The 20,504-nt window shown below is 67.5% G+C and carries 19 protein-coding genes; 14 read left to right on the forward strand and 5 right to left on the reverse strand.

The genetic code is table 11. The annotated features are described in order from the left end of the window. Window positions 1-33: 33 nt before the first annotated feature. A complete protein-coding gene (locus ABDC78_RS24565) occupies window positions 34-1,224 on the forward strand; it encodes an ROK family transcriptional regulator (RefSeq protein ID WP_178357982.1) in 1,191 nt (396 codons plus the stop codon). Window positions 1,225-1,319: 95 nt separating this feature from the next. Here ABDC78_RS24565 and dapD read toward each other — a convergent pair whose 3' ends face one another. After that, the gene (gene dapD / locus ABDC78_RS24570) at window positions 1,320-2,264 is read right to left on the reverse strand and encodes a 2,3,4,5-tetrahydropyridine-2,6-dicarboxylate N-succinyltransferase (RefSeq protein ID WP_178357981.1); all 945 of its coding nucleotides are present in this window, start codon (window positions 2,262-2,264) and stop codon (window positions 1,320-1,322) included. 78 nt (window positions 2,265-2,342) lie between these two features. Here dapD and ABDC78_RS24575 point away from each other — a divergent pair, with 78 nt between their 5' ends. The 5 genes from ABDC78_RS24575 (at window position 2,343) to ABDC78_RS24595 (ending at window position 8,805) form a co-directional block, all read left to right on the forward strand. Beyond that, window positions 2,343-3,263 carry a LysR family transcriptional regulator gene (locus tag ABDC78_RS24575; RefSeq protein WP_178357980.1) on the forward strand — a complete coding sequence of 307 codons (921 nt, stop codon included), beginning with the start codon at window positions 2,343-2,345 and terminating at the stop codon, window positions 3,261-3,263. Window positions 3,264-3,412: 149 nt separating this feature from the next. Then, window positions 3,413-4,915, forward strand: a complete 1,503-nt coding sequence (locus tag ABDC78_RS24580) for an amino acid permease (protein ID WP_178357979.1) — start codon at window positions 3,413-3,415, stop codon at window positions 4,913-4,915. Window positions 4,916-4,945: 30 nt separating this feature from the next. Beyond that, a complete protein-coding gene (locus ABDC78_RS24585) occupies window positions 4,946-5,968 on the forward strand; it encodes an aminotransferase class IV (protein ID WP_178357978.1) in 1,023 nt (340 codons plus the stop codon). 41 nt (window positions 5,969-6,009) lie between these two features. After that, the gene (gene dapE, locus ABDC78_RS24590) at window positions 6,010-7,074 is read left to right on the forward strand and encodes a succinyl-diaminopimelate desuccinylase (protein WP_178357977.1); all 1,065 of its coding nucleotides are present in this window, start codon (window positions 6,010-6,012) and stop codon (window positions 7,072-7,074) included. Between the two features lie 120 nt (window positions 7,075-7,194). Continuing rightward, window positions 7,195-8,805 carry an ABC-F family ATP-binding cassette domain-containing protein gene (locus ABDC78_RS24595; RefSeq protein WP_178357976.1) on the forward strand — a complete coding sequence of 537 codons (1,611 nt, stop codon included), beginning with the start codon at window positions 7,195-7,197 and terminating at the stop codon, window positions 8,803-8,805. Here the strand turns inward: ABDC78_RS24595 and ABDC78_RS24600 are convergent. Beyond that, the gene (locus tag ABDC78_RS24600; protein ID WP_347133537.1) at window positions 8,802-10,784 is read right to left on the reverse strand and encodes an AAA family ATPase; all 1,983 of its coding nucleotides are present in this window, start codon (window positions 10,782-10,784) and stop codon (window positions 8,802-8,804) included. The two genes, ABDC78_RS24595 and ABDC78_RS24600, sit on opposite strands and share 4 nt — an antisense overlap. 43 nt (window positions 10,785-10,827) lie before the next feature. Between ABDC78_RS24600 and ABDC78_RS24605 the strand changes: the two genes are divergently transcribed. From ABDC78_RS24605 to ABDC78_RS24635, 7 genes are all read left to right on the forward strand, one after another. Next, a complete protein-coding gene (locus ABDC78_RS24605) occupies window positions 10,828-11,388 on the forward strand; it encodes a TIGR00730 family Rossman fold protein (protein WP_178357975.1) in 561 nt (186 codons plus the stop codon). Window positions 11,389-11,445: 57 nt separating this feature from the next. Further along, window positions 11,446-13,248 carry a long-chain-acyl-CoA synthetase FadD6 gene (gene fadD6, locus ABDC78_RS24610; protein WP_178357974.1) on the forward strand — a complete coding sequence of 601 codons (1,803 nt, stop codon included), beginning with the start codon at window positions 11,446-11,448 and terminating at the stop codon, window positions 13,246-13,248. Window positions 13,249-13,319: 71 nt separating this feature from the next. Next, window positions 13,320-14,144 (forward strand): dihydropteroate synthase, encoded by an 825-nt coding sequence (folP, locus tag ABDC78_RS24615; protein ID WP_218620521.1) that lies wholly within the window; start codon window positions 13,320-13,322, stop codon window positions 14,142-14,144. Beyond that, complete coding sequence (locus tag ABDC78_RS24620; protein WP_178357972.1) at window positions 14,141-15,100, forward strand: glucosyl-3-phosphoglycerate synthase; 960 nt, start codon at window positions 14,141-14,143, stop codon at window positions 15,098-15,100. Before folP ends, ABDC78_RS24620 begins: the two co-directional genes overlap by 4 nt. 93 nt (window positions 15,101-15,193) lie before the next feature. Continuing rightward, the gene (locus ABDC78_RS24625) at window positions 15,194-15,559 is read left to right on the forward strand and encodes a DivIVA domain-containing protein (protein ID WP_178357971.1); all 366 of its coding nucleotides are present in this window, start codon (window positions 15,194-15,196) and stop codon (window positions 15,557-15,559) included. Next, a complete protein-coding gene (locus ABDC78_RS24630; protein ID WP_347133217.1) occupies window positions 15,556-16,164 on the forward strand; it encodes a DNA-3-methyladenine glycosylase I in 609 nt (202 codons plus the stop codon). Before ABDC78_RS24625 ends, ABDC78_RS24630 begins: the two co-directional genes overlap by 4 nt. A gap of 233 nt (window positions 16,165-16,397) precedes the next feature. Further along, on the forward strand, window positions 16,398-16,571 hold the full coding sequence (locus ABDC78_RS24635) for a DUF3117 domain-containing protein (protein WP_178357970.1): 174 nt from the start codon (window positions 16,398-16,400) through the stop codon (window positions 16,569-16,571). A 50-nt stretch (window positions 16,572-16,621) separates the two neighbouring features. Here ABDC78_RS24635 and glgA read toward each other — a convergent pair whose 3' ends face one another. Then, entirely contained in the window at window positions 16,622-17,785 is a 1,164-nt protein-coding gene (gene glgA, locus ABDC78_RS24640) for a glycogen synthase (protein WP_178357969.1), read from the reverse strand. A 127-nt stretch (window positions 17,786-17,912) separates the two neighbouring features. On the opposite strand from glgA, the gene glgC reads away from it, so the two are divergent. Beyond that, window positions 17,913-19,127 carry a glucose-1-phosphate adenylyltransferase gene (gene glgC, locus ABDC78_RS24645; protein WP_178357968.1) on the forward strand — a complete coding sequence of 405 codons (1,215 nt, stop codon included), beginning with the start codon at window positions 17,913-17,915 and terminating at the stop codon, window positions 19,125-19,127. Between the two features lie 60 nt (window positions 19,128-19,187). On the opposite strand, the gene ABDC78_RS24650 is transcribed toward glgC, so the two are convergent. Then, window positions 19,188-19,784 (reverse strand): DUF4126 domain-containing protein, encoded by a 597-nt coding sequence (locus tag ABDC78_RS24650; RefSeq protein WP_178357967.1) that lies wholly within the window; start codon window positions 19,782-19,784, stop codon window positions 19,188-19,190. A 42-nt stretch (window positions 19,785-19,826) separates the two neighbouring features. Continuing rightward, window positions 19,827-20,504, reverse strand: a complete 678-nt coding sequence (locus ABDC78_RS24655) for an isoprenylcysteine carboxylmethyltransferase family protein (RefSeq protein WP_178357966.1) — start codon at window positions 20,502-20,504, stop codon at window positions 19,827-19,829.

The following is a 20,504-nucleotide window of genomic DNA, read 5'->3' on the forward strand; positions in this document are numbered from 1 at the left end:
CGGCGAGTTTAATCAAGTGCAATACTACCGACGATGTTCGCCGACCCGTCACAGGCCACCTACGTGCGCTGGTCGGGCGCCGCCCAACTCGTCGGCCTGGTGCGATCCGAGCCGGGCATCACCCGTGCGGCCGCTGCCCAGCGACTCGGCATCGGCAGTGGCAGCGGCAGTGAACTGGTGGCTCGGCTGCGGCAGGCGCGACTACTCGACGAGACACCCGCGCCGGCACACGGCCGCGGCAGGCCGACGACCGTACTGGGCGCCCACGCGGAGGGGCCGCTGGTCCTGGCAGCAGACCTGCGCGCGGCGGACTGGCAACTGGCATGGGCCGGCATTGACGGACTGCCGCGGGTGGTCACTCGAGCCGGTTACGCCGACGACGACCTCGACGGTGTGCTGGGGACCCTGGCCCACGCGATCGGCGCAGCTTACCGTCGAAAAAGCAAGCGAATCAGGGCAATAGCAGTTTCGGTAGCCGGGACCATCAGTGGCGACAGGCTGGTCCAGTTCACGTCGAGAGGCTGGCGCGACGTCGATCTGTCGGTGCTGGCTTCGAGAATCCCACGGCGCGCAGGGGTCGGTCTGCTACTCGGAAACGATGCCACCCTCGCGGGCTTGGCCGAATCCCGCACCGGCGCCGCCCGTTCGGCGGCGACGGCGCTGCACCTGATCGTCGCGCAGGGTGTCGGCGGGACGCTTGTCGTCAACGGAGAACCGCTGGCCGGGGCCCACGGCGCGGCGGGGGAGTACGGCCATATTCCGTTCGGCGACCCAGAGCTGCTGTGCCCGTGCGGTGCTCGAGGCTGTTGGGATCTCACCGTCGACGGACGAGCGCTGGCGCGGCACAGAGGCGATCCCCCGCCTGCGGACCCTGTCGGGTACGTGCACGATCTGCTGGGCCGCGAGCAGGACGCCGGGACCCGTCGGGCATTCGACGCAGTCGCGTCGTCGCTCGGCCGCGGTATCGGCGGCCTGGTGAACCTCCACGATCCGGAGATCGTCACGCTGGGCGGCGTCGGCGCATCGTTACGGGCAACGGCTGCCGAGGTTTTCGACGCGGCCTACCGTGACGGCCTGATGGCTTTCCGGAAGGATTCTCCACCGCCGGTGGAAGATGCCCAGCACGGCGAGGACGGGTCGCTCCACGGCGCCGTCGCGTTGGCCATGGACCATGTGACCAGCGCAGCCGGGCTCGCTGATTGGGTTGAGCGCCAGCGGGTGTGAGTGCAGTCGGGGCACTCTGGTCGGCCGCGAGCGTGCGCCGAATGCCAGCTGTAGCGGCGCGCCACTGTGCAGACGCGCGCGCTCGCGCCACGGGGCTAGTTGGCGTGCAGGGCCTCGTTGAGCGTGATGCCGGTGCCGTCGCGCTTGACGACCTCGACCGCCCCGGTCACCGAGTTGCGGCGGAACAGCAGGTTGTTCACCCCGGACAGCTCGCGCGCCTTGACGGTCTGACCATCACCTGTCTGCACCTTGGTGCCCGCGGTGACGTAAAGCCCCGCCTCGATGACGCAGTCGTCGCCGAGGGAGATGCCCAGGCCGGCGTTGGCGCCGAGCAGGCACCGCTTGCCCACGGAGATCACCTGCGTGCCGCCCCCGGACAGCGTGCCCATGATCGACGCGCCACCGCCGATGTCGGAGCCGTCGTCGACGACGACACCCGCCGAGATGCGGCCCTCGACCATGGAGTTGCCCAGCGTGCCGGCGTTGAAGTTGACGAAGCCCTCGTGCATCACTGTGGTGCCCGATGCCAGGTGCGCTCCCAGCCGGACTCGATCGGCGTCGGCGACGCGTACGCCGGAGGGCACCACGTAGTCGACCATCCGGGGGAACTTGTCGACGCCGTAGACGGTGACCTGACCGCGCCTGCGCAGCCGGGCGCGCACGATCTCGAAGCCGTCGATCGAGCAGGGGCCGTGGTTGGTCCACACGACGTTGGTGAGCACACCGAACAGCCCGTCGGCGTTGAGTCCGTGCGGTGCGACCAGGCGGTGCGACAGCAGGTGCAACCGCAGGTAGGCGTCGTAGGCGTCGACCGCCTTGTCCGCCAGGGACGCGATGACGGTCCGCACCAGCACGGTCTCGACGTCGCGGTCGTCGTCGCGCCCGGCCAGCGCGGCCAGTTCCTCGGGCACCTCGGCCACCGACAGCCGGGCCGTGCCCGACGGACCGTCCCCGATCAGTTCGGGTGCCGGGAACCAGGTATCGAGGACCGTTCCGTCGGCCGCGATCGTCGCCACGCCGACGCCAGATGCAGAAGTCACGGTGCTTCAGGCTACCGGTGCGCCTAGCATCGCTTCACGGGGTCCCGACCAGCGAGGAGGCGCACCACGAGCGGTGATGTGACATTGCGTCAGCTGCGATACTTCGCCGCGCTCGGCGAGGAGTTGAACTACCGGCGTGCAGCGGAGATGTTGTTCATCACCCAACCGGCGCTGTCGACCGCGATCAAGCAACTCGAGCACCAGTTCGGTGTTGTGCTGTTCACCCGGAACACGCGCGAGGTGGCACTGACCGATCTGGGCGCCGCCTGGCTGCCGCAGGTGCAGCAGGCCTTGGCCGGGGTGGACGCCGTCGTCGAGAATCTCGTCACGCTGTCCGGCACCCGGCAGGGCCGGTTGCGCCTCGGCTACCTGATCGGCACAGGCGCGGATCTGTTGTTCCGGGTCGCCCGTCATTTCGAATCCGCCTATCCCGACGTGACGGTCGAGCCCATCGAATTCGACTTCGCCGACCCCACTGCAGGTTTGGCCAACGGGTCGACCGAGGTCGCGCTGATCCGTCCGCCGGTCGATCTGCCCAGCCACCGCATGTTGATCCTGGACTCCGAGTCGTGGATGGCCTGCCTGCCGCGGGATCACGGGTTGGCCGAACGGACCGAGGTCGCCATTTCCGAACTCCTCGACGATCCCATCGTGTGTGCGCCGCTGACCGCGGGCACCTGGCGCGATTACTGGCTGGCGATGGATGTCCGTGGCAACCGCCCCCCGAACATCGCGGCTGTAGCAGCGACGTACGAAGCGGAGACGACCTCGATCGCCCGAGGGCTCGGCATCAGCTTCACGACGTCCTCGGTGGCCCGGTTCTACGACCGTCCGGGCATCGTCTACGTGCCGATCACAGATCGGCCGCCCAGCCACACGGCTCTCGCGTGGAATCCGGCGGCCCTGAGTCCGCAGGCCGAGGCGCTGGTCCGGTACGTGCAGGAGCACTGGAACTTCGGCGACGGTCGGCACCGGGACGCGCCGGCGACCTGCTTCTGACCGGCAGTGATAACCGCAGGTTATGAGCACATCAAAACATCGAACTTCCGGTGGGCGCCAAACGGGGCTTCCCTGTCATCAGTCGTTCTTCGATAACCCGTTCTGATCCCGTCGTTACGCTCGCCCCCTGCGTCTGACCTGGAGAGACCATGACCGATGCCCCCGCACGACCCACCGATTCGTCGCCGCCTGCGCTGAACACCGAAGACAGGAAGCTCGCCGAACTCGGGTATGTCCAGAAGCTCGACCGCTCAGTCGGGACGTGGGCGTCCTTCGCGATCGGGTTTGCGACGATCAGTGCCACGACCGCCGTGTTCACCGGCTTCGGCGCCGGCTACTTCTCGGCCGGAGCCCCGTTCGTCTGGACGCTGCTGCTCGCCGGCGCAGTGTTCGCCCTGTGGGCATTCATCGCCGCCGACCTGACCGCCAAGCTCCCGCTGGCCGGCTACTCGTATCAGTGGATCAGCCGGATCAACGGTCCGGACCTGGCCTGGTTCACCGGGTTCATCGCCTTGATGGGCTGGGTCTGTGGCATGACAGGCGTCGGCTTCATCCTGTCCGGCTATCTCGGCGGGTTGTTCGGCTGGGCGATGACGCAGACCGCGCAGATCCTGGTCGCGATCGGCGTCGTCTTCCTCTGCGTGCTGATCAACATCTACGGCGTCAAGTTCGCGACAATGGTCAACAACATCGGCGTCAGCCTCGAACTCGTCGTCACCGTCGGTGCGACCGCTCTGATCGCGATCATCGCGTTCTCGTCACCCGAGAACCACCAGCCGTTGTCGGTGCTGTTCACCGGCGGAGAATCCGGCGACAAGGACTCCTACATGATCGCCTGGTTGGCCGCGGCGCTGGGACCCTTCTTCGGGTTGATCGGCGTCGAGTCCGGCGCCGATGTGGCCGAGGAGACCAAGAACGCCCGGCACGTGGTGCCGCGCACGATGATGTACGCCCTGGTGGCCTCCATCGTGATCGAGTTGGCGATGTACATCGTGTTCGTCCTGGCCATCCGCGATACCGATGCCGTTGCCGCCAACTCCGCGGCGCCCATCGAGGAGATCATCAACCAGCAGGCCGGGCCTGTCGTCACCAAGATCATTGTGGCCGTGGCGCTGACGAACATCCTGGCCTGCCTGCTGGCCAACATCCTGGTCGCCACCCGGCTGGCCTACTCGATGGCCCGCGACAACATGCTGCCGTTCTCACACATCTGGCGCCACGTCTCACCGACCCGCAAGACGCCGACCTACTCGATCCTCTGCCTCGGCGGCCTGTCGACCCTGTTGCTGTTGTCGGCCCTGGTCAACGAGAAGGCCTTCAACTTCATTCTCGGGATCGCCTCGTTGCTGTTCTTCTTCGTCTACATCCTGCAGACCATCGGACTGCTCGTCGGTTACCGCAGGGGCACCATTCCGGCGCCGGAGCCCGGCACATTCGACCTGGGCCGCTGGCGGCTGCCGGTCTACATCACCGCGCTGGTGGTGTTCCTCGGGGTCGCCGCCAACCTGGTGTTCCTGCCACAGTTCGCCAGCAACAAATGGGTGTTCCTCGGGATCGTCGTCGTCGCCGCGATCTGGTGGGCGACCGGCCTCAGGGCACGGCTTCGAAACGGTGATGCCGGGCAGAACTACGCCAAGACCCACTCCGACTGAAAATCAGCTACCAGAAAAGGATTTCATGCAATGACCACCACCGCAGACACCGGCACCAGCAACCTGGTCGCCGTCGAACCGGGCGCGGCCATCCGCGAACACACGCCACCGGGATCGGTGATCCAGTACAGCGACTACGAACTCGACACGTCCAGCCCGTTCGCGGGTGGCGTGGCGTGGATCGAGGGCGAGTTCATTCCCGCGGAGGACGCCAGGATCTCGATCTTCGACACCGGTTTCGGGCACTCCGATGTGACCTACACCGTCGCGCATGTGTGGCACGGCAACATCTTCCGACTTGACGACCATATCGACCGGCTGCTCGACGGCGCCCGCAAGCTTCGTCTCGATGCCGGGATGAGCAAGGACGAACTCGCCGAGATCACCAAGAAGTGTGTCTCGATGTCGCAGTTGCGTGAGTCGTTCGTCAACCTGACGGTCACCCGGGGGTACGGAAAGAAGAAGGGGGAGAAGGATTTGTCGAAGCTCACCCATCAGGTGTACATCTACGCCATCCCCTATCTGTGGGCCTTCCCGCCGGACGAGCAGATCTTCGGCACCACCGCGATCGTGCCGCGCCACGTTCGGCGTGCCGGCCGCAACACGGTGGATCCGACGATCAAGAACTACCAGTGGGGTGATTTGACGGCCGCCAGCTTCGAGGCCAAGGACCGAGGCGCGCGCACCGCGATCCTTCTGGACTCCGACAACTGCGTCGCCGAGGGCCCCGGCTTCAACGTCTGTGTCGTCAAGGACGGCAAGCTGGCCTCGCCCTCTCGCAATGCCCTGCCCGGAATCACCCGCAAGACCGTGTTCGAGATCGCCGAGACGATGGGTATCGATGCCACGCTGCGTGACGTCTCCAGCCGTGAACTCTACGACGCTGACGAGCTGATGGCCGTGACCACCGCGGGTGGTGTCACTCCGATCAACACCCTCGACGGTGAACCGATCGGGAACGGCGAGCCGGGGCCGATGACCGTTGCCATCCGGGACCGGTTCTGGGCGTTGATGGACGAGCCCTCGCCGCTGATCGAGCCCATCCGGTACTGACGCGGTCCCCGGGGGGTGATCACCGACTAACGTGATGACCCGTGTTGGATCTACGACGCGACCCTGTTGCGCTCACCGCGGCGCTGGTGGACATCCCCAGCGAATCGCGTCACGAGACGCGCATCGCCGACGAGATCGAGGCGGCGCTGCGCGAGCAGACCACCGGTTTCGAGGTGGTGCGCAACGGTGACGCGGTGCTCGCCCGCACCAACCTGGGCAGAGCGTCGCGGGTGCTGCTCGCAGGCCACACCGACACGGTGCCCGCCGCCGACAACCTGCCCAGCCGGCTCGTCGACGGTGTGCTGCACGGCTGCGGAGCCTCGGATATGAAGTCGGGGGACGCGGTGTTCCTGCATCTGGCCGCCACCGTCGCCGACCCCGCCCACGACATCACGCTGGTGATGTACGACTGCGAGGAGATCGAGGCATCGGCCAACGGGCTCGGCCGCATCGAGCGGGAGATGCCCGAGTGGCTCGATGCCGACGTCGCGATCCTCGGGGAGCCGTCGGGCGGCTTCATCGAGGCCGGGTGCCAGGGCACCCTGCGGGTGGTGCTCAGCGCCGCGGGAACACGCGCTCACTCGGCGCGATCCTGGTTGGGAGACAACGCCATCCACAAGCTGGGTGAGGTGCTCGCCAGGCTCGCGGAGTACCGGCCGCGCAGTGTGGACATCGATGGGTGCGAGTACCGCGAGGGACTTTCGGCGGTACGCATCGACGGTGGGATCGCCGGAAACGTCATCCCGGACGCAGCGACGCTGACGGTCAACTTCCGGTTCGCGCCGGATCGCACCGTGGAACAGGCCTACACGCACGTGCGCGAGGTCTTCGACGGACTCGATGTCGGTATGGAGCTCACGGACTCGGCGGCCGGTGCACTACCCGGGCTCGCCCGACCGGCCGCGGCCGCCCTGGTCGAGGCTGCGGGTGGGCAGGTCCGCGCGAAGTACGGCTGGACCGATGTCGCCCGGTTCGCGGCGTTGGGCATTCCCGCCGTCAACTACGGCCCCGGTGACCCCAACCTCGCGCACCGCGCCGACGAGCGGGTCGACGCGGAGCAGATCACCGCGACCACCGACACGTTGCGCCGCTACTTAATCGGTTGACGTCGCCGCTAGCCTGGAAACCATGCTGGGAGCAGACGACATCTCCGGATAGCTCCGGAGACCTCACCGTCCACCTCTGATCTTCGGGCGTTCTGCTGCCCGCTTCTCGAGAGATCCCGCATGTCTTCCTCCGTGACTTTTTCCGGTGTGTCCTTTTCCTGGCCCGACGACACGCCGCTGTTCACCGACCTGTCGTTCACGGTCGGACCCGGCCGAACCGGGCTGGTCGCCCCCAACGGTTCAGGCAAGAGCGCGCTGCTGCGCTTGATCTCCGGTGACCTGCGGCCCACCTCCGGGTCGGTGACCGTCGACGGCGCGATCGGTTACCTGCCCCAGACGCTGCCGCTGCTCGACGACCGCACCGTCGCCGGACTGCTCGGGGTCGCGGCCACGATCGAGGCGCTGGAGGCGTTGGCCGCGGGCGATTCCGGCGAGTCCGTGTTCGCCGCCATCGGCGAGGACTGGGACATCGAGGAACGCGCCCGCGCTCAACTCGATCGTCTCGGACTCGGGCACGTCGCGCTCGACCGGTCGCTGCGCACGCTGTCGGGGGGCGAGGTGGTCACCCTCGGGGTGGCCCGGGAACTGTTGCGGCGCCCCGATGTGCTGCTGCTCGACGAGCCGACCAACAACCTCGACTCCGATGCCCGGGCGCGGCTCTACGGCGCGCTCGACGACTTCACCGGTTGCCTGCTGCTGGTCAGCCACGATCGGGTGCTGCTGGACCGAATGGACCGGATCGCCGAGCTGTACCGCGGCGAGATCGTCTTCTATGGGGGCGATTTCACCGCCTACCAGGCCGCGGTGGAGCAGACCCGGCAGGCAGCCGAGACTGCGGTGCGCAGCGCCGAGCAACACCTCAAACGCGAGAAACGCCAGCGGCAACAGTCCAGGGAGCGGACGGCCCGACGGGCGGGCACCGCCAAGCGCACCCTCAAGGATGCCGGGCTGCCGAAGATCGTGGCCGGCGCGATGAAGCGACGAGCCCAGGAAACCGCAGGACGTACCGACGACGTCCACGCCAAGCGGATCGACGGCGCGAAGGCCCGACTCGAGGGGGCTGAGCAGATGCTTCGCGACGATGCCGTCCTTGTTCTCGACGTGCCCGACAGTGCGACACCTGCAGGCCGAACGGTGTTGGAGGTCAACGGGTTATGCGTCCGGCGAGGCGGCCGGGCGGTGGTGCGGGAGGCGAACCTCGCGGTCCGCGGCCCGGAACGGATCGCACTGACCGGAGCCAACGGAGCAGGCAAGACGACGCTGCTGCGGACCCTGCTGGGGGAGATCGCCCCCGACGAGGGCACGGTCCACGTGGCCGACGGGCGGGTGGCGTACCTGTCGCAACGCCTCGATCTTCTCGACGACGACAGGACGCTCGCCGAGAATCTCGCGGACTTCGCACCGAGCCTGTCCGCGACGCGGCGCAGACACCTGTTGGCGCAGTTCCTGTTCGGTGATGACGACGTCGACAGGGTCGTGTCGGCCCTCTCCGGAGGTGAACGGCTCCGCGCAACCCTGGCATGTGTGCTCTTCGCCGAACCGGCGCCACACCTGCTGCTGCTCGACGAGCCGACCAACAACCTCGACCTCGGCAGCGTCTCCCAGTTGGAGAACGCGCTGGCCTCCTACCGGGGAGCGTTCGTCGTGGTCAGCCACGACAACTCGTTCCTGGACGCGATCGGCGTGGAACGTGTGCTGAACCTCGTGGACGGCAGGCTGGTGGAGGGCTAGTCGACGGCCGCCAGCGCGGCACGGCCGAAGTGGCAGTCGACCTGCCCGCACAGCCGGGCCAGGGTGTCGACTCCCCGCGGATCGCCGAGGCGGACCGCGTCGGCCGCCGCCCGCAGCGCCACCGCGTTCTGGGTGCCACGCTCGGCGGCCTTGACCGCGTCGCGGGCTGCGGCGGCGGCGCCGTGCGTGTCGGCTCGTGATGCCATCGTCCACGCCTTGGCCAGGATCAGCTCCGGGGCGAACAGCATCGATTTCAGTCCATGCCGGGATTCCGCGCGGCCCAATGCTTTTGCCGCCTCGACCGGTTCATCGAGCCGGCCCAGCGCCTGCGCCAGCAGCATCCACGCCAGCGGCCCCCAGGAGTATCCCGTCGGAGCGAGAGTGTGCGCGGCGCCCCGCAATAGCGTCACGGCGCCGTGCACATCGCCGGTGTTGATCAACACGTCCGCGACGAGCACTTCACCGATGGAGCGTCCCGGCTGCTGCCGCTGCGAAAAATCGGTGAGCCGTTGCGCCAACTCCAGCGCCCGCTCCGGTTGGCCCGTCATCAGCAGTGCGGTCGTCTGGCCGAATCCGCTGGTGAAACGGAGCAACCCGGGGTGCCCGGCGGAGAGCGCCTGCTCGGCGAGCGTGTCCACCTCGTCGAAGCGGCCCATCCGCGCCGAACTCAGCGCCGCCGCCGATGCCGCCCACCCGATCGCGGTGTCGTCGGCCGTCGGCGATGCGAGCACCTCGTCGGCGATCTCCCTTGCGCGGCTGAGGTTTCCGGCGTTCATCGTGAACGTCGCCGACAGGGCGTCCAGCGTCGTCAGTGCTGCGGGAGAGGACACCTTCGCGCGGGTGGCCCGCAGAAAGGCCGTCGCACGCTCCGGCTCGGACAACATCCAGAACTGGTTGGCTGCGGTTGGCAGTGTCCACGCCATCAGTTCGTCTTCGGTCAGCGTCACGGGGTCGATCTCGGCGAGCACCGCGTCGGCCTCTCGGCCGCGCCCCTGCCACGCGAGCGCATATCCGACGGTCAGGCGGGTGGCCAGATCCGGTTCCCGCGCCAGTGCGGCCTGCCCGAGACGCTCGCTGAGCTCCAGATCGCCCAACCGCAACGCCTCCGCAGCGGCGGCGCGAACAGCCGCGACCGACTCCGGGCGATCACTGCCGATCGCCAGCACCGCCAGCCGCAGCCGCCCCACGACACCGCCACGGCCTGAGGCCGAGAGTTGTTCGACCAGCGCGCTGCGCAACCGGCGCAGGTCGGGTCCGCCCAGTGCCCCGCGGACCGCGTCGACGTACAGCGGATGAGCGGGACGCAGCGTGTTGTCCTCGGCGACGACCGCCCCGCAGTGCAACGCCTCGTCGACCGCGTCTGCCCCGGCCAGCGCCGAGGCATCGGACAGCGGCAACGGGTCAGCGACAGCGAGGAATTCCAGGACGCGGTGCGCAGGGGCGGGCAGTGCCTCGACGAAGTCGGCCACCTGCGCCATCAGCCGACCGTCCTCGTGACCGGGCGGGTCGAGGTCGATCCGCGTCACCACTGCGTCCTGCCACAGCGCGGCGATCTCCGGGGGCACCGGATTGCGGGCCACGGTGGCGGTGACCAGCAGCCGGACCCGGCGGCCGACGGCAAGCTGGTACACGAGCGCGGCAGACAGCGGATCAAGCAGGTGCGCGTCGTCGACGATCAGTAGTCGACCGTCACCGAGGGTCTCCCGCGCGGTCTGCAACACCTCGGCGGTCTTACCGCTCTCGGGCACGTCGAGCAACGGTTCGAAGGCGGCGAACGGGATCACCGCCGCCGACGCCGTCGCTCGCACCCAGTCGACCCGCGGGAAGTCCGGGGCCAGACGCCCGGCCGCGTCCCGTGCCAGGGACGTCTTACCGACACCGGCAGAGCCGATCAGCACCGCGCCGACGCCGGTGCGCACCCCCGACTCGAGCTGGTCGAGTGCGGGTCCGCGGGGCGCGGTCACCCAGTTGACAGGCACAGGCACCGGCCAAGCCTAGGGGGCCTATGGCTACCTTTGAGCCGTGTCCCGAGAACCCGATCATGAATGGGCTGTCTGCGTCTACTGCGCCTCAGGCCCGACGCACCCCGAGCTACTCGACCTCGCCGACCGGATCGGACGCGGCATCGCCGACAGGGGGTGGACGCTGGTCTCCGGTGGCGGCAACGTCTCGGCGATGGGTGCCCTGGCGTCGGCCGCGAGGGCCGGTGGGGGACACACCGTCGGGGTGATCCCCAAGGCCCTGGTCCATCGCGAGGTCGCCGACACCGAGGCCGACGAGCTCGTCGTCACCGACACGATGCGGGAACGCAAACAGGTGATGGAGGATCGCGCCGACGCGTTCATCGCGCTGCCCGGAGGCATCGGGACCCTCGAGGAATTCTTCGAAGCCTGGACAGCAGGTTATTTGGGTATGCACTCGAAACCGATCGTGATGCTCGACCCGTTCGGGCACTACACGGGGTTGCTGGATTGGCTGCGGGGGTTGGTCGAGAGTGGTTACGTCGCCGAGGACGCGCTGGGGCGCCTCGTTGTCGTCGACGACGTCGATTCCGCTCTTGCCGCGTGCGCACCGGTCCTGTGACGAATATCGCCCACGGCTAGGGTGACCGACAACCGACACAGCGGAGGAAACACATCTATGAGCGAGAAGTCCGGGACCCGCAGCAGCGTCGGGTTGTTCGACATCGCGGGCCAGGTGCCCGGTCTACTGATGGATGCACCGACGATCCTGAGGGGCGTCACCACCGGATTTCTCGCCCGACCCTCGGCCAAGACCTCGATCGGCAAGGTCTTCCAGGACCGTGCCGCGCGCTACTCCGACAAACTGTTCCTGAAGTTCGAAGACCGCGAGGTCACCTACGGCGACGCCAACAAGATCGTCAACCGCTACGCCGCGGTCCTGGCCAGCAAGGGTGTCGGACACGGTGACGTCGTCGGCATCATGCTGCGCAACTCCGTGGACCCCGTGCTGCTCATGCTGGCTGCGGTGAAGTGCGGCGCGATCTCGGGGATGCTCAACTACAACCAGCGCGACGACGTGCTCAAGCACAGCCTCGGGCTGCTGTCCGCCTCCGTCGTGGTTGCCGAAACCGATTTTGTCGAACCCATCACCGAGTGCGGCGCCGGGACCGACGGACTGATGACCCTCGACGAACTCAAGCAGCTCGCGGAGACCGCGCCCACCACGAACCCGGCGACCACCTCCGCCGTGCTGGCCAAGGACAAGGCGTTCTACATCTTCACCTCGGGCACCACCGGCATGCCCAAGGCCAGCGTGATGACCCACTACCGGTGGTTGCGGGCACTCGCGGGCTTCGGCGGCCTGGGCATGCGGCTCACCAGCAACGACACGCTGTACTGCTGTCTGCCGCTCTACCACAACAACGCGTTGACGGTCGCGCTGTCGTCGGTGCTGAACTCCGGGGCGACCCTGGCGATCGGGAAGTCGTTCTCGGCGTCGAAGTTCTGGGACGACATCATCCGCTACGACGCGACCGCGTTCGTCTACATCGGTGAGGTCTGCACCTACCTGCTCAACCAGCCGCCCAAGGACACCGACCGCAAGCACCGGGTCCGCGTCATCGCGGGCAACGGTTTGCGCCCGGCCATCTGGGACGACTTCACCGAGCGTTTCGGCATCCAGCGGGTCTGCGAGTTCTACGGCGCCTCCGAGGGCAACACGGCGTTCGTCAACGTTCTCAACGTCGACAAGACCACCGGTATCTGCCCGACACCGGTGGCGTTCGTCGAGTACGACGAATCCGGCGATCCGGTGCGCGACAAGGAGGGCCGGGTGCGCAAGGTCGCCAAGGGCGAGCCCGGTCTACTGCTGTCCAAGGTGAGCAACTTCCAGCCTTTCGACGGATACACCGACAAAAAAGCCACCGAGAAGAAGCTGGTGCGCGACGCCTTCAAAGAGGGCGATGTGTGGTTCAACACCGGCGACCTGATGCGCTCGCAGGGCTTCGGGCATGCGGCCTTCACCGACCGGCTCGGCGACACGTTCCGCTGGAAGGGCGAGAACGTGGCCACCACCGAGGTCGAGGCCGCGGTCTCCACCGACTCTCAGGTCGAAGAGGCGACGGTCTTCGGCGTCGAGGTTCCCGACACCGGCGGCAAGGCGGGCATGGTGGCGATTCAGCTCAAGGACGGCCAGGAGTTCGACGGCAAGGCGCTCGCGGACGCCGCCTACAGCAAGCTGCCCGGCTATGCGGTGCCCCTCTTCGTCCGGATCGTGAAGGAACTCGCACACACGTCGACGTTCAAGAGCCAGAAGGGCGACCTTCGCAAGGAGGGCTTCGGAGGTTCCAGTGGTGAAGGCGACGACGACGATGTCACCGTCGAGGATCCGATCTACGTGCTGTCCGGCAAGGACGAGGGCTATGTGCCGTTCTACGACGAGTACCTGACCGAGGTGAAGGACGGCAAGAAGCCCAAGTAGCAGGCCGTAGCCTTGGAAGCGTGCAGTCGACGTTTCTGGGGCGCCCGGTGGCGGGCGATCGCGCCCTGATCATGGCGATCGTGAACCGCACGCCGGACTCGTTCTACGACCGTGGGGCGACGTTCACCGACGAAGCGGCCAAGCAGGCGGCGCACCGGGTGGTCGGCGAGGGTGCCGACATCGTCGACGTGGGCGGCGTGAAGGCCGGACCGGGTGACGTCGTCGACGTCGCCGAGGAGGTCGCTCGGGTGGTGCCGTTCATCGAGTGGCTCCGCGACGCCTTCCCCGACCAGCTGATCAGTGTCGACACTTGGCGCGCGGAGGTGGCCAAGCAGGCCTGCGCTGCCGGCGCCGACCTGATCAACGACACGTGGGGTGGGGTGGATCCCGACCTTGCGGGAGTCGCCGCGGAGTTCGGCGCCGGGCTGGTGTGTTCGCATACCGGCGGCGCCGTGCCGCGGACCCGCCCGTTCCGGGTCAACTACGGGATCACCGAGCGCGGGGTCGTCGACGACGTCATCACCGAGGTGACCACGGCAGCGGAGCGGGCCGCGGCCCTGGGCGTGCGGCGGGACGGCATCGTGATCGATCCGACGCACGATTTCGGCAAGAACACTTACCACGGTCTTAGTTTGTTGCGCCACGTAAACGACCTTGTAAACACTGGATGGCCAGTCCTGATGGCACTCAGCAACAAGGATTTTGTCGGGGAAACTCTGGGTGTGGACCTGACAGAACGGTTGGAAGGCACCCTTGCGGCCACCGCGCTGGCCGCCGCCGATGGAGCAGCGATGTTCCGGGTGCACGAGGTCGGGCCCACACGACGCGTACTCGAAATGGTCGCGTCGATCCAGGGCGCGCGGCCGCCGACTCGCACGGTGAGGGGACTGGCATGACAGTTTTATCCGATCGAGTCTCAGACTTGGCCACCGAAGGTGTCGCCGCACACCGCTGGTTCACAGACCACAGCTGGAGCCGCCCGGACTGGACGGTCGCCGAACTCGAGGCCGCCAAGGCGGGACGCACGGTGTCGGTGGTGTTGCCGGCGCTGAACGAGGAGGAGACGGTCGCCGGCGTCGTCGAGACCATCACCCCGCTGCTCGGTGGACTCGTCGACGAGCTGATCGTGCTCGACTCCGGATCCACCGACGACACCGAGATCCGCGCGCTCGCCGCCGGAGCCCGGGTGATCAGCCGCGAGGTCGCGCTGCCCGAGGTCGCACCGCAGCCGGGCAAGGGTGAGGTGCTGTGGCGGTCGCTGGCCGCCACCGCGGGCGACATCATCGCGTTCGTCGACTCCGACCTGCTCGATCCCGATCCGATGTTCGTGCCCAAGCTGCTCGGGCCGTTGCTGACCGCCGACGGCGTGCACCTGGTCAAGGGCTTCTACCGGCGGCCTCTCAAGGTCAGCGGGAGCGAGGATGCCAACGGCGGCGGCCGCGTCACCGAACTGGTCGCCCGCCCGCTGCTGGCGGCGCTGCGGCCCGAGTTGATGTGTCTGTATCAGCCGCTGGGCGGCGAGTACGCGGGGACGCGCGAGCTGCTGACCTCGGTGCCATTCGCCCCGGGCTACGGCGTGGAGATCGGTCTGCTCATCGATGCCTACGACCGCCTCGGCCTCGACGCCATCGCCCAGGTGAACCTCGGGGTCCGGACCCACCGCAACCGGCCGCTGACCGAACTCGCGTCGATGAGCAGGCAGGTCATCGCCACGCTGCTGTCCCGCTGCGGCATCCCGGACTCCGGTGTCGGCCTCACTCAGTTCTTCGCCGACGGCGAGGACTACACCCCGCGGATGTCATCGGTGTCGCTGGACGACCGTCCGCCGATGATCACGCTTCGGCCGCGCTGACTCTTCCGCCCGCCGGAACTGTGTTCCGGCAGCCGTAGATCGACAGGGGACCTGCGGGAATGCAATTCCGGCGGGATGAGGCACTATCGACATGTGACCCTGGTGCTGCTCTATCTCCTGGTGCTCGTGTTGGTCGGCGTCGTGTTGTTCGCCATCGGCAGCGTGCTCTTCGGCCGCGGCGAGGTGCTGCCTCCGCTGCCCCGCGCCACGACGGCGACCGTCCTGCCTGCCTCCGGTGTCACCGGGGCCGACGTCGACGCGGTGAAGTTCAGCCAGGCCGTGCGTGGCTACCGGGCCGGCGAGGTCGACTGGGTGCTCGACCGGCTCGGGCAGGAACTCGACCAGCTGCGTGGTGAGTTGGAGGCGGTCCGCGCTGCCCACGGCCTGCTCGACCCCGTCGTCGCCGATGACGAGAGGGCGGGCGCGCACGCGCTGCCGCCGGATGGGGAACAGCCGTGACGACGGTGCCCACCGATCGTCGCATCCGGTGCGGCTGGATCGATCAATCACGGCTGTCACCAGACGATTTCGAGTTGTACCGCGATTACCACGACACCGAGTGGGGCCGTCCCGTCCGGGACTCGGCGGCGATGTTCGAGCGGGTCAGCCTCGAGGCTTTCCAGAGCGGACTCTCCTGGCTGATCATCCTGCGCAAGCGGGACAACTTCCGGTCCGCGTTCGACGGGTTCGACGTCGAGCGGATCGCGCAATACTCCGACCGGGACGTGGACCGACTGATGGCCGACCCGGGAATCGTGCGCAACCGTTCCAAGATCGACGCGACGATCTCCAACGCCCGGATCGTCGCCGATCTGGCGGACGACGGTGTCGACCTGGGCGAACTGCTGTGGTCGTTCGCGCCGCCCGATCGGGTCACCCGGGACAGACCGGCGGATCTGTCGAAGGTCGCGGCGGTGACACCCGAATCGACGGCGATGGCCAAGGAGCTCAAACGCCGCGGATTCCGTTTCGTCGGCCCGACGACGGCCTACGCGTTGATGCAGGCCACCGGCATGGTCGACGATCACGTCACCAACTGCTGGGTTCCGCGGCTGTCCGAGTAGCCGACGAGGACAGCTGACGGCGGCGCAGCGGGAGGCCGAGACCGGCGGTCATCGCGGGCAACTGAGGCGCCTTGGCCGGGTCTTTGCACACGATGCGTGCCGGATAGGGAACAATGGACGTCTGTAGCAGTTCAAGGCCGGGTGCTGTCTGTGTTCCTCGCAGAGTTGGGCAGACCCGGCTCGTATCGACAGACCGGGCCCTGACGGGCACGCCCATGCGGAGGGAGCACTCGATGGCGGCGATGAAGCCCCGGACCGGAGACGGTCCACTGGAAGCGACCAAGGAGGGGCGCGGCATCGTGATGCGGGTACCACTGGAAGGTGGCGGCCGACTCGTCGTCGAACTCACTCCCGACGAAGCTGCCGCCTTGGGCGAAGAACTCAAGGCCGTCACAAGCGCAAGTTAGTCAACCCGGGCGAACGGTCGCGGTCACCGCGGCCGTTCGTTGCTGTTCCGCTAGGACGTGACCTTGCGGTAGATCTCGACTGTCTCCTCGGCGATCCGCGCCCAGGAGAACTCGTCGATGCACCGCTGCCGGCCTGCCACGCCGAACTGGCGGGCCTTCTCCGGGTCGGCGACCAGTGAGTTCACCGCGTAGGCGAGTTCGCGCTCGAAGGACGCGGTGTCGTGGGCGTCGTAGTGCACGAGCAGACCAGTCTGCTGATCGGCGACCACCTCGGGGATGCCGCCCACGTCGGAGGCCACCACCGCCGTCCCGCACGCCATCGCTTCGAGGTTCACGATGCCCAGGGGTTCGTACACCGACGGGCATATGAAAGTTGTTGATGCCGATAGGATTTCGCGAATCTTGTTCGTCGGGAGCATCTCGCGCACCCAGAACACGCCGGTGCGGGCCTCGGAGAGCTCCTGCACCGCGGAGGCCACCTCCGCGGCGATCTCAGGGGTGTCCGGTGCGCCGGCGCACAGCACCAACTGGACGTCGGGGGCGAAGTGGTGGGCGGCGGCCACCAGGTGGGCCACCCCCTTCTGCCTGGTGATCCTGCCGACGAAAGCCACAATCGGTCGCGAGCGGTCCACGCCGAGCTCGGCGAGGACGGAGTCACCGTCGGCCGGGGAGGCGGGGTGCCACACCTCGGTGTCGATGCCGTTCTTGACGACGTAGACGCGGTGGGGATCCAGAGCCGGATAGGAGCGCAGGACATCCTCACGCATCCCGGAACTGACGGCGATCACGGCATCGGCGGCCTCGACGGCCGTCTTCTCCACCCACGACGAGATCCGGTAACCGCCGCCGAGTTGCTCGGCTTTCCACGGGCGCATCGGTTCCAGCGAATGCGCGGTCAGAACGTGCGGCACCCCGTAGAGCAGGGCGGACAGGTGCCCCGCCATCCCGGCGTACCACGTGTGCGAGTGCACGACGGTGGCTTCGGCCGCCGCGTTGACCATGTTGAGGTCCGCGGACAGTGTCGACAGCGCCGCATTGGCGCCCTTCAGAGCGGGATCCGGCTGAGCGACGGTGGCCCCCTCCCGAAGCGCCCCCATGCAGTGCACGTCGACCTCGCAGAGGTGCCGCAACTGCGCGACCAGTTCTGTGACGTGTACGCCCGCGCCACCGTAAACCTCGGGCGGATACTCCCGAGTCATCATCGCCACCCGCATGAGGTGACCGTACCCAGAATCGCGAGCCGTCGCGCCGCATCACCAATTGTCTTGAAACAGCACGCGCACTAGCCATCAATAGCGCGAATGCCTAGCCCTCGTCCCGACGTGCCGATAGGTTTGTCACATGAGGGAAGCGCCACATGTGTTGGGCATCGTCCTGGCCGGCGGAGAGGGCAAGCGGCTGTACCCGTTGACGGCCGACCGCGCGAAGCCCGCAGTTCCTTTCGGCGGCGCCTACCGGCTCATCGATTTTGTGCTCTCCAATCTGGTCAATGCTCGGTTCCTGCGAATTTGTGTACTGACCCAATACAAATCGCATTCGCTGGATCGCCACATCTCGCAGAACTGGCGGTTGTCGGGGCTTGCCGGGGAGTACATCACGCCGGTTCCGGCGCAGCAGCGCCTCGGACCTCGGTGGTACACGGGATCCGCCGATGCCATCTACCAGTCGATGAACCTGATCTACGACGAGGACCCCGAATACATCGTCATCTTCGGTGCCGACCATGTGTACCGGATGGATCCCGAGCAGATGCTGCAGCAGCACATCGAGAGCGGCGCGGGCGCTACCGTCGCGGGAATCCGGGCGCCGCGTTCGGAGGCGAGCGCATTCGGCTGCATCGACTCCGACGAGTCCGGACGGATCCGGTCGTTCATCGAGAAGCCGGCCGACCCGCCGGGCACCCCCGACGATCCCGAGCAGACCTTCGTGTCGATGGGCAACTACATCTTCACGACCAAGGTGCTGATCGACACGATCCGTGCCGATGCCGACAACGACGACTCCGACCACGACATGGGCGGCGACATCATCCCCAAGTTGGTGGCCGACGGGATGGCCTCGGTGTACGACTTCAACGCCAACGAGGTGCCGGGGGCCACCGAACGAGACCACGGATACTGGCGTGACGTCGGCACGCTGGACGCCTTCTACGACGCACACATGGATCTGGTCTCGGTGCACCCGGTGTTCAACCTGTACAACAAGCGCTGGCCCATCCGGGGAAGCTCGGAGAACCTGGCGCCTGCCAAGTTCGTGCGGGGCGGATCCGCCCAGGAGTCCGTCGTCGGTGCGGGCAGCATCATCTCCGCTGCGTCGGTGCGCAACTCGGTGCTGTCGTCGAATGTCGTCGTCGACGACGGAGCGATCGTGGAGGGCAGCGTGCTGATGCCCGGCGCCCGTGTCGGGCGGGGAGCGGTGGTGCGTCACGCGATCCTGGACAAGAACGTGGTGGTCGGGCCCGGCGAGATGGTCGGTGTGGATCTGGACAAGGACCGCGAACGTTTCACGATCAGCAGCGGTGGCGTGGTCGCCGTCGGCAAGGGCGTCTGGGTCTAGCGCAGCGCCTCTGCGCCGAAATAGCGTTCCCGGTCGCGATTCGGCCGTGATGCACAGCCCTCAGCTCTCACTCGGCGCGCGAGGCCGGTCACGCCGTCGTCGGCGTATCAACCGGACAGCGGCCCACACCAGCGCGACGAGTGCCGCCAGCACCAGCACCGGGAACACGATGGCCAGAAAGACCAGGGCGACGCTGGTGACGTCCTCCGCGGTGCTCAGCACAGGTGCGGCGACCCCTGCGGTGGCGACGTTGGCCGCCGGCCGAACCGTCGACTTCGTCAGGGACACCGCCAGCGCGACGACGACGCCGAGGACCACCGGGATCCACTGGCCGGATTGTGCAAACGCGCCCGGATCGGTGACCGCCGAGGTCTGCGACGCCGTGCCGGAGCCGAACACGATGCCGCCCGCGGTGGGTCGCACGAACGTCTGGATCATGTCGTTCACGCTGTCGAGGGCGGGGATCTTGTCGGCGACGACCTCGACGATCAGCAGAACTGCCACGATCGCCATCACCCAGCCGTTCTCCAACCAGATCCAGCCCTGCGGCAGCGTGACGAGATCCGTGAATCGCGACAGCAGCCCCAGCAACAGCAGTGGAATGTAGGCGTTCAACCCCGCTGCGGTCGCCAACCCGAAACCGGTGAGCAGTTCCATCGGATCAGTATGCGGCGGCGCGACGCCCGCGGATCGGATCTTTCACCACACTCCGGGAATCAACCGGTATCGCACCCGCGCCCGATATTCGCGGTAACCCGCCAGTTCGTCGACCAGTGCTTTCTCCTCGTCGACAACGCGGGCCACAAGTACGGCCGGAAATGTCAGCGCCACCACCACCAGCCCCCACAACGACCCGAGGGCCGGCGGCAAGCCGATCATCATGACCAGCGACGCGCTGTACAGCGGGTGCCGGACCACGCCGTACATCCCGGTGGACACCAGGGGCTGGTCGTCCTCGACCCGGATGGTCGAACCCGCGTACTGGTTCTGCACCACGACCAGTTGGGCTCCGACCAGCCCGACCGCGACAGCGAGGTTGCCGACCACCACCAGCCACACCGGTACCGGTGACCAGCCGAATCGCCAGTCCAAGGCGCTGACCACCAGCACCGCCACGAAGGCAGCCCCGGCGGCGGAGATGATGATCCGTTGAGCGGGACGGGTTTCCGCGGTGGGTCCGGCTCTGAGCCTGCGCTCCAACGCGGCGGGACTGCGCACCGCCAGGTAACTGCTGGGCACCAGGGTGCAGACCGTGAACACCGCGATGAACACCCAGCCCTGCCAGTAGTGAAACGTCCCGGCAGGCAGGAACAGCGCCGACCCGAAGAGCAGGAGGCCGAACAGAGCCGATGCCAGGGACTGCAGCGCAAGCTTCAT

The organism is Mycobacterium sp. DL (assembly GCF_039729195.1).
GTDB lineage: Bacteria > Actinomycetota > Actinomycetes > Mycobacteriales > Mycobacteriaceae > Mycobacterium > Mycobacterium hippocampi_A.

Excerpts from the sequence above, each read along its gene's own strand:
- folP (WP_218620521.1), top strand. The coding sequence starts at position 13,320 with ATGGCGATCGTGAACCGCACGCCGGACTCGTTCTACGACCGTGGGGCG.
- ABDC78_RS24580 (WP_178357979.1), top strand. The coding sequence starts at position 3,413 with ATGACCGATGCCCCCGCACGACCCACCGATTCGTCGCCGCCTGCGCTG.
- ABDC78_RS24635 (WP_178357970.1), top strand. The coding sequence starts at position 16,398 with ATGGCGGCGATGAAGCCCCGGACCGGAGACGGTCCACTGGAAGCGACC.
- ABDC78_RS24650 (WP_178357967.1), bottom strand. The coding sequence starts at position 19,784 with ATGGAACTGCTCACCGGTTTCGGGTTGGCGACCGCAGCGGGGTTGAAC.
- ABDC78_RS24585 (WP_178357978.1), top strand. The coding sequence starts at position 4,946 with ATGACCACCACCGCAGACACCGGCACCAGCAACCTGGTCGCCGTCGAA.
- ABDC78_RS24595 (WP_178357976.1), top strand. The coding sequence starts at position 7,195 with ATGTCTTCCTCCGTGACTTTTTCCGGTGTGTCCTTTTCCTGGCCCGAC.
- glgA (WP_178357969.1), bottom strand. The coding sequence starts at position 17,785 with ATGCGGGTGGCGATGATGACTCGGGAGTATCCGCCCGAGGTTTACGGT.
- fadD6 (WP_178357974.1), top strand. The coding sequence starts at position 11,446 with ATGAGCGAGAAGTCCGGGACCCGCAGCAGCGTCGGGTTGTTCGACATC.
- ABDC78_RS24655 (WP_178357966.1), bottom strand. The coding sequence starts at position 20,504 with ATGAAGCTTGCGCTGCAGTCCCTGGCATCGGCTCTGTTCGGCCTCCTG.
- ABDC78_RS24620 (WP_178357972.1), top strand. The coding sequence starts at position 14,141 with ATGACAGTTTTATCCGATCGAGTCTCAGACTTGGCCACCGAAGGTGTC.
- glgC (WP_178357968.1), top strand. The coding sequence starts at position 17,913 with ATGAGGGAAGCGCCACATGTGTTGGGCATCGTCCTGGCCGGCGGAGAG.
- ABDC78_RS24565 (WP_178357982.1), top strand. The coding sequence starts at position 34 with ATGTTCGCCGACCCGTCACAGGCCACCTACGTGCGCTGGTCGGGCGCC.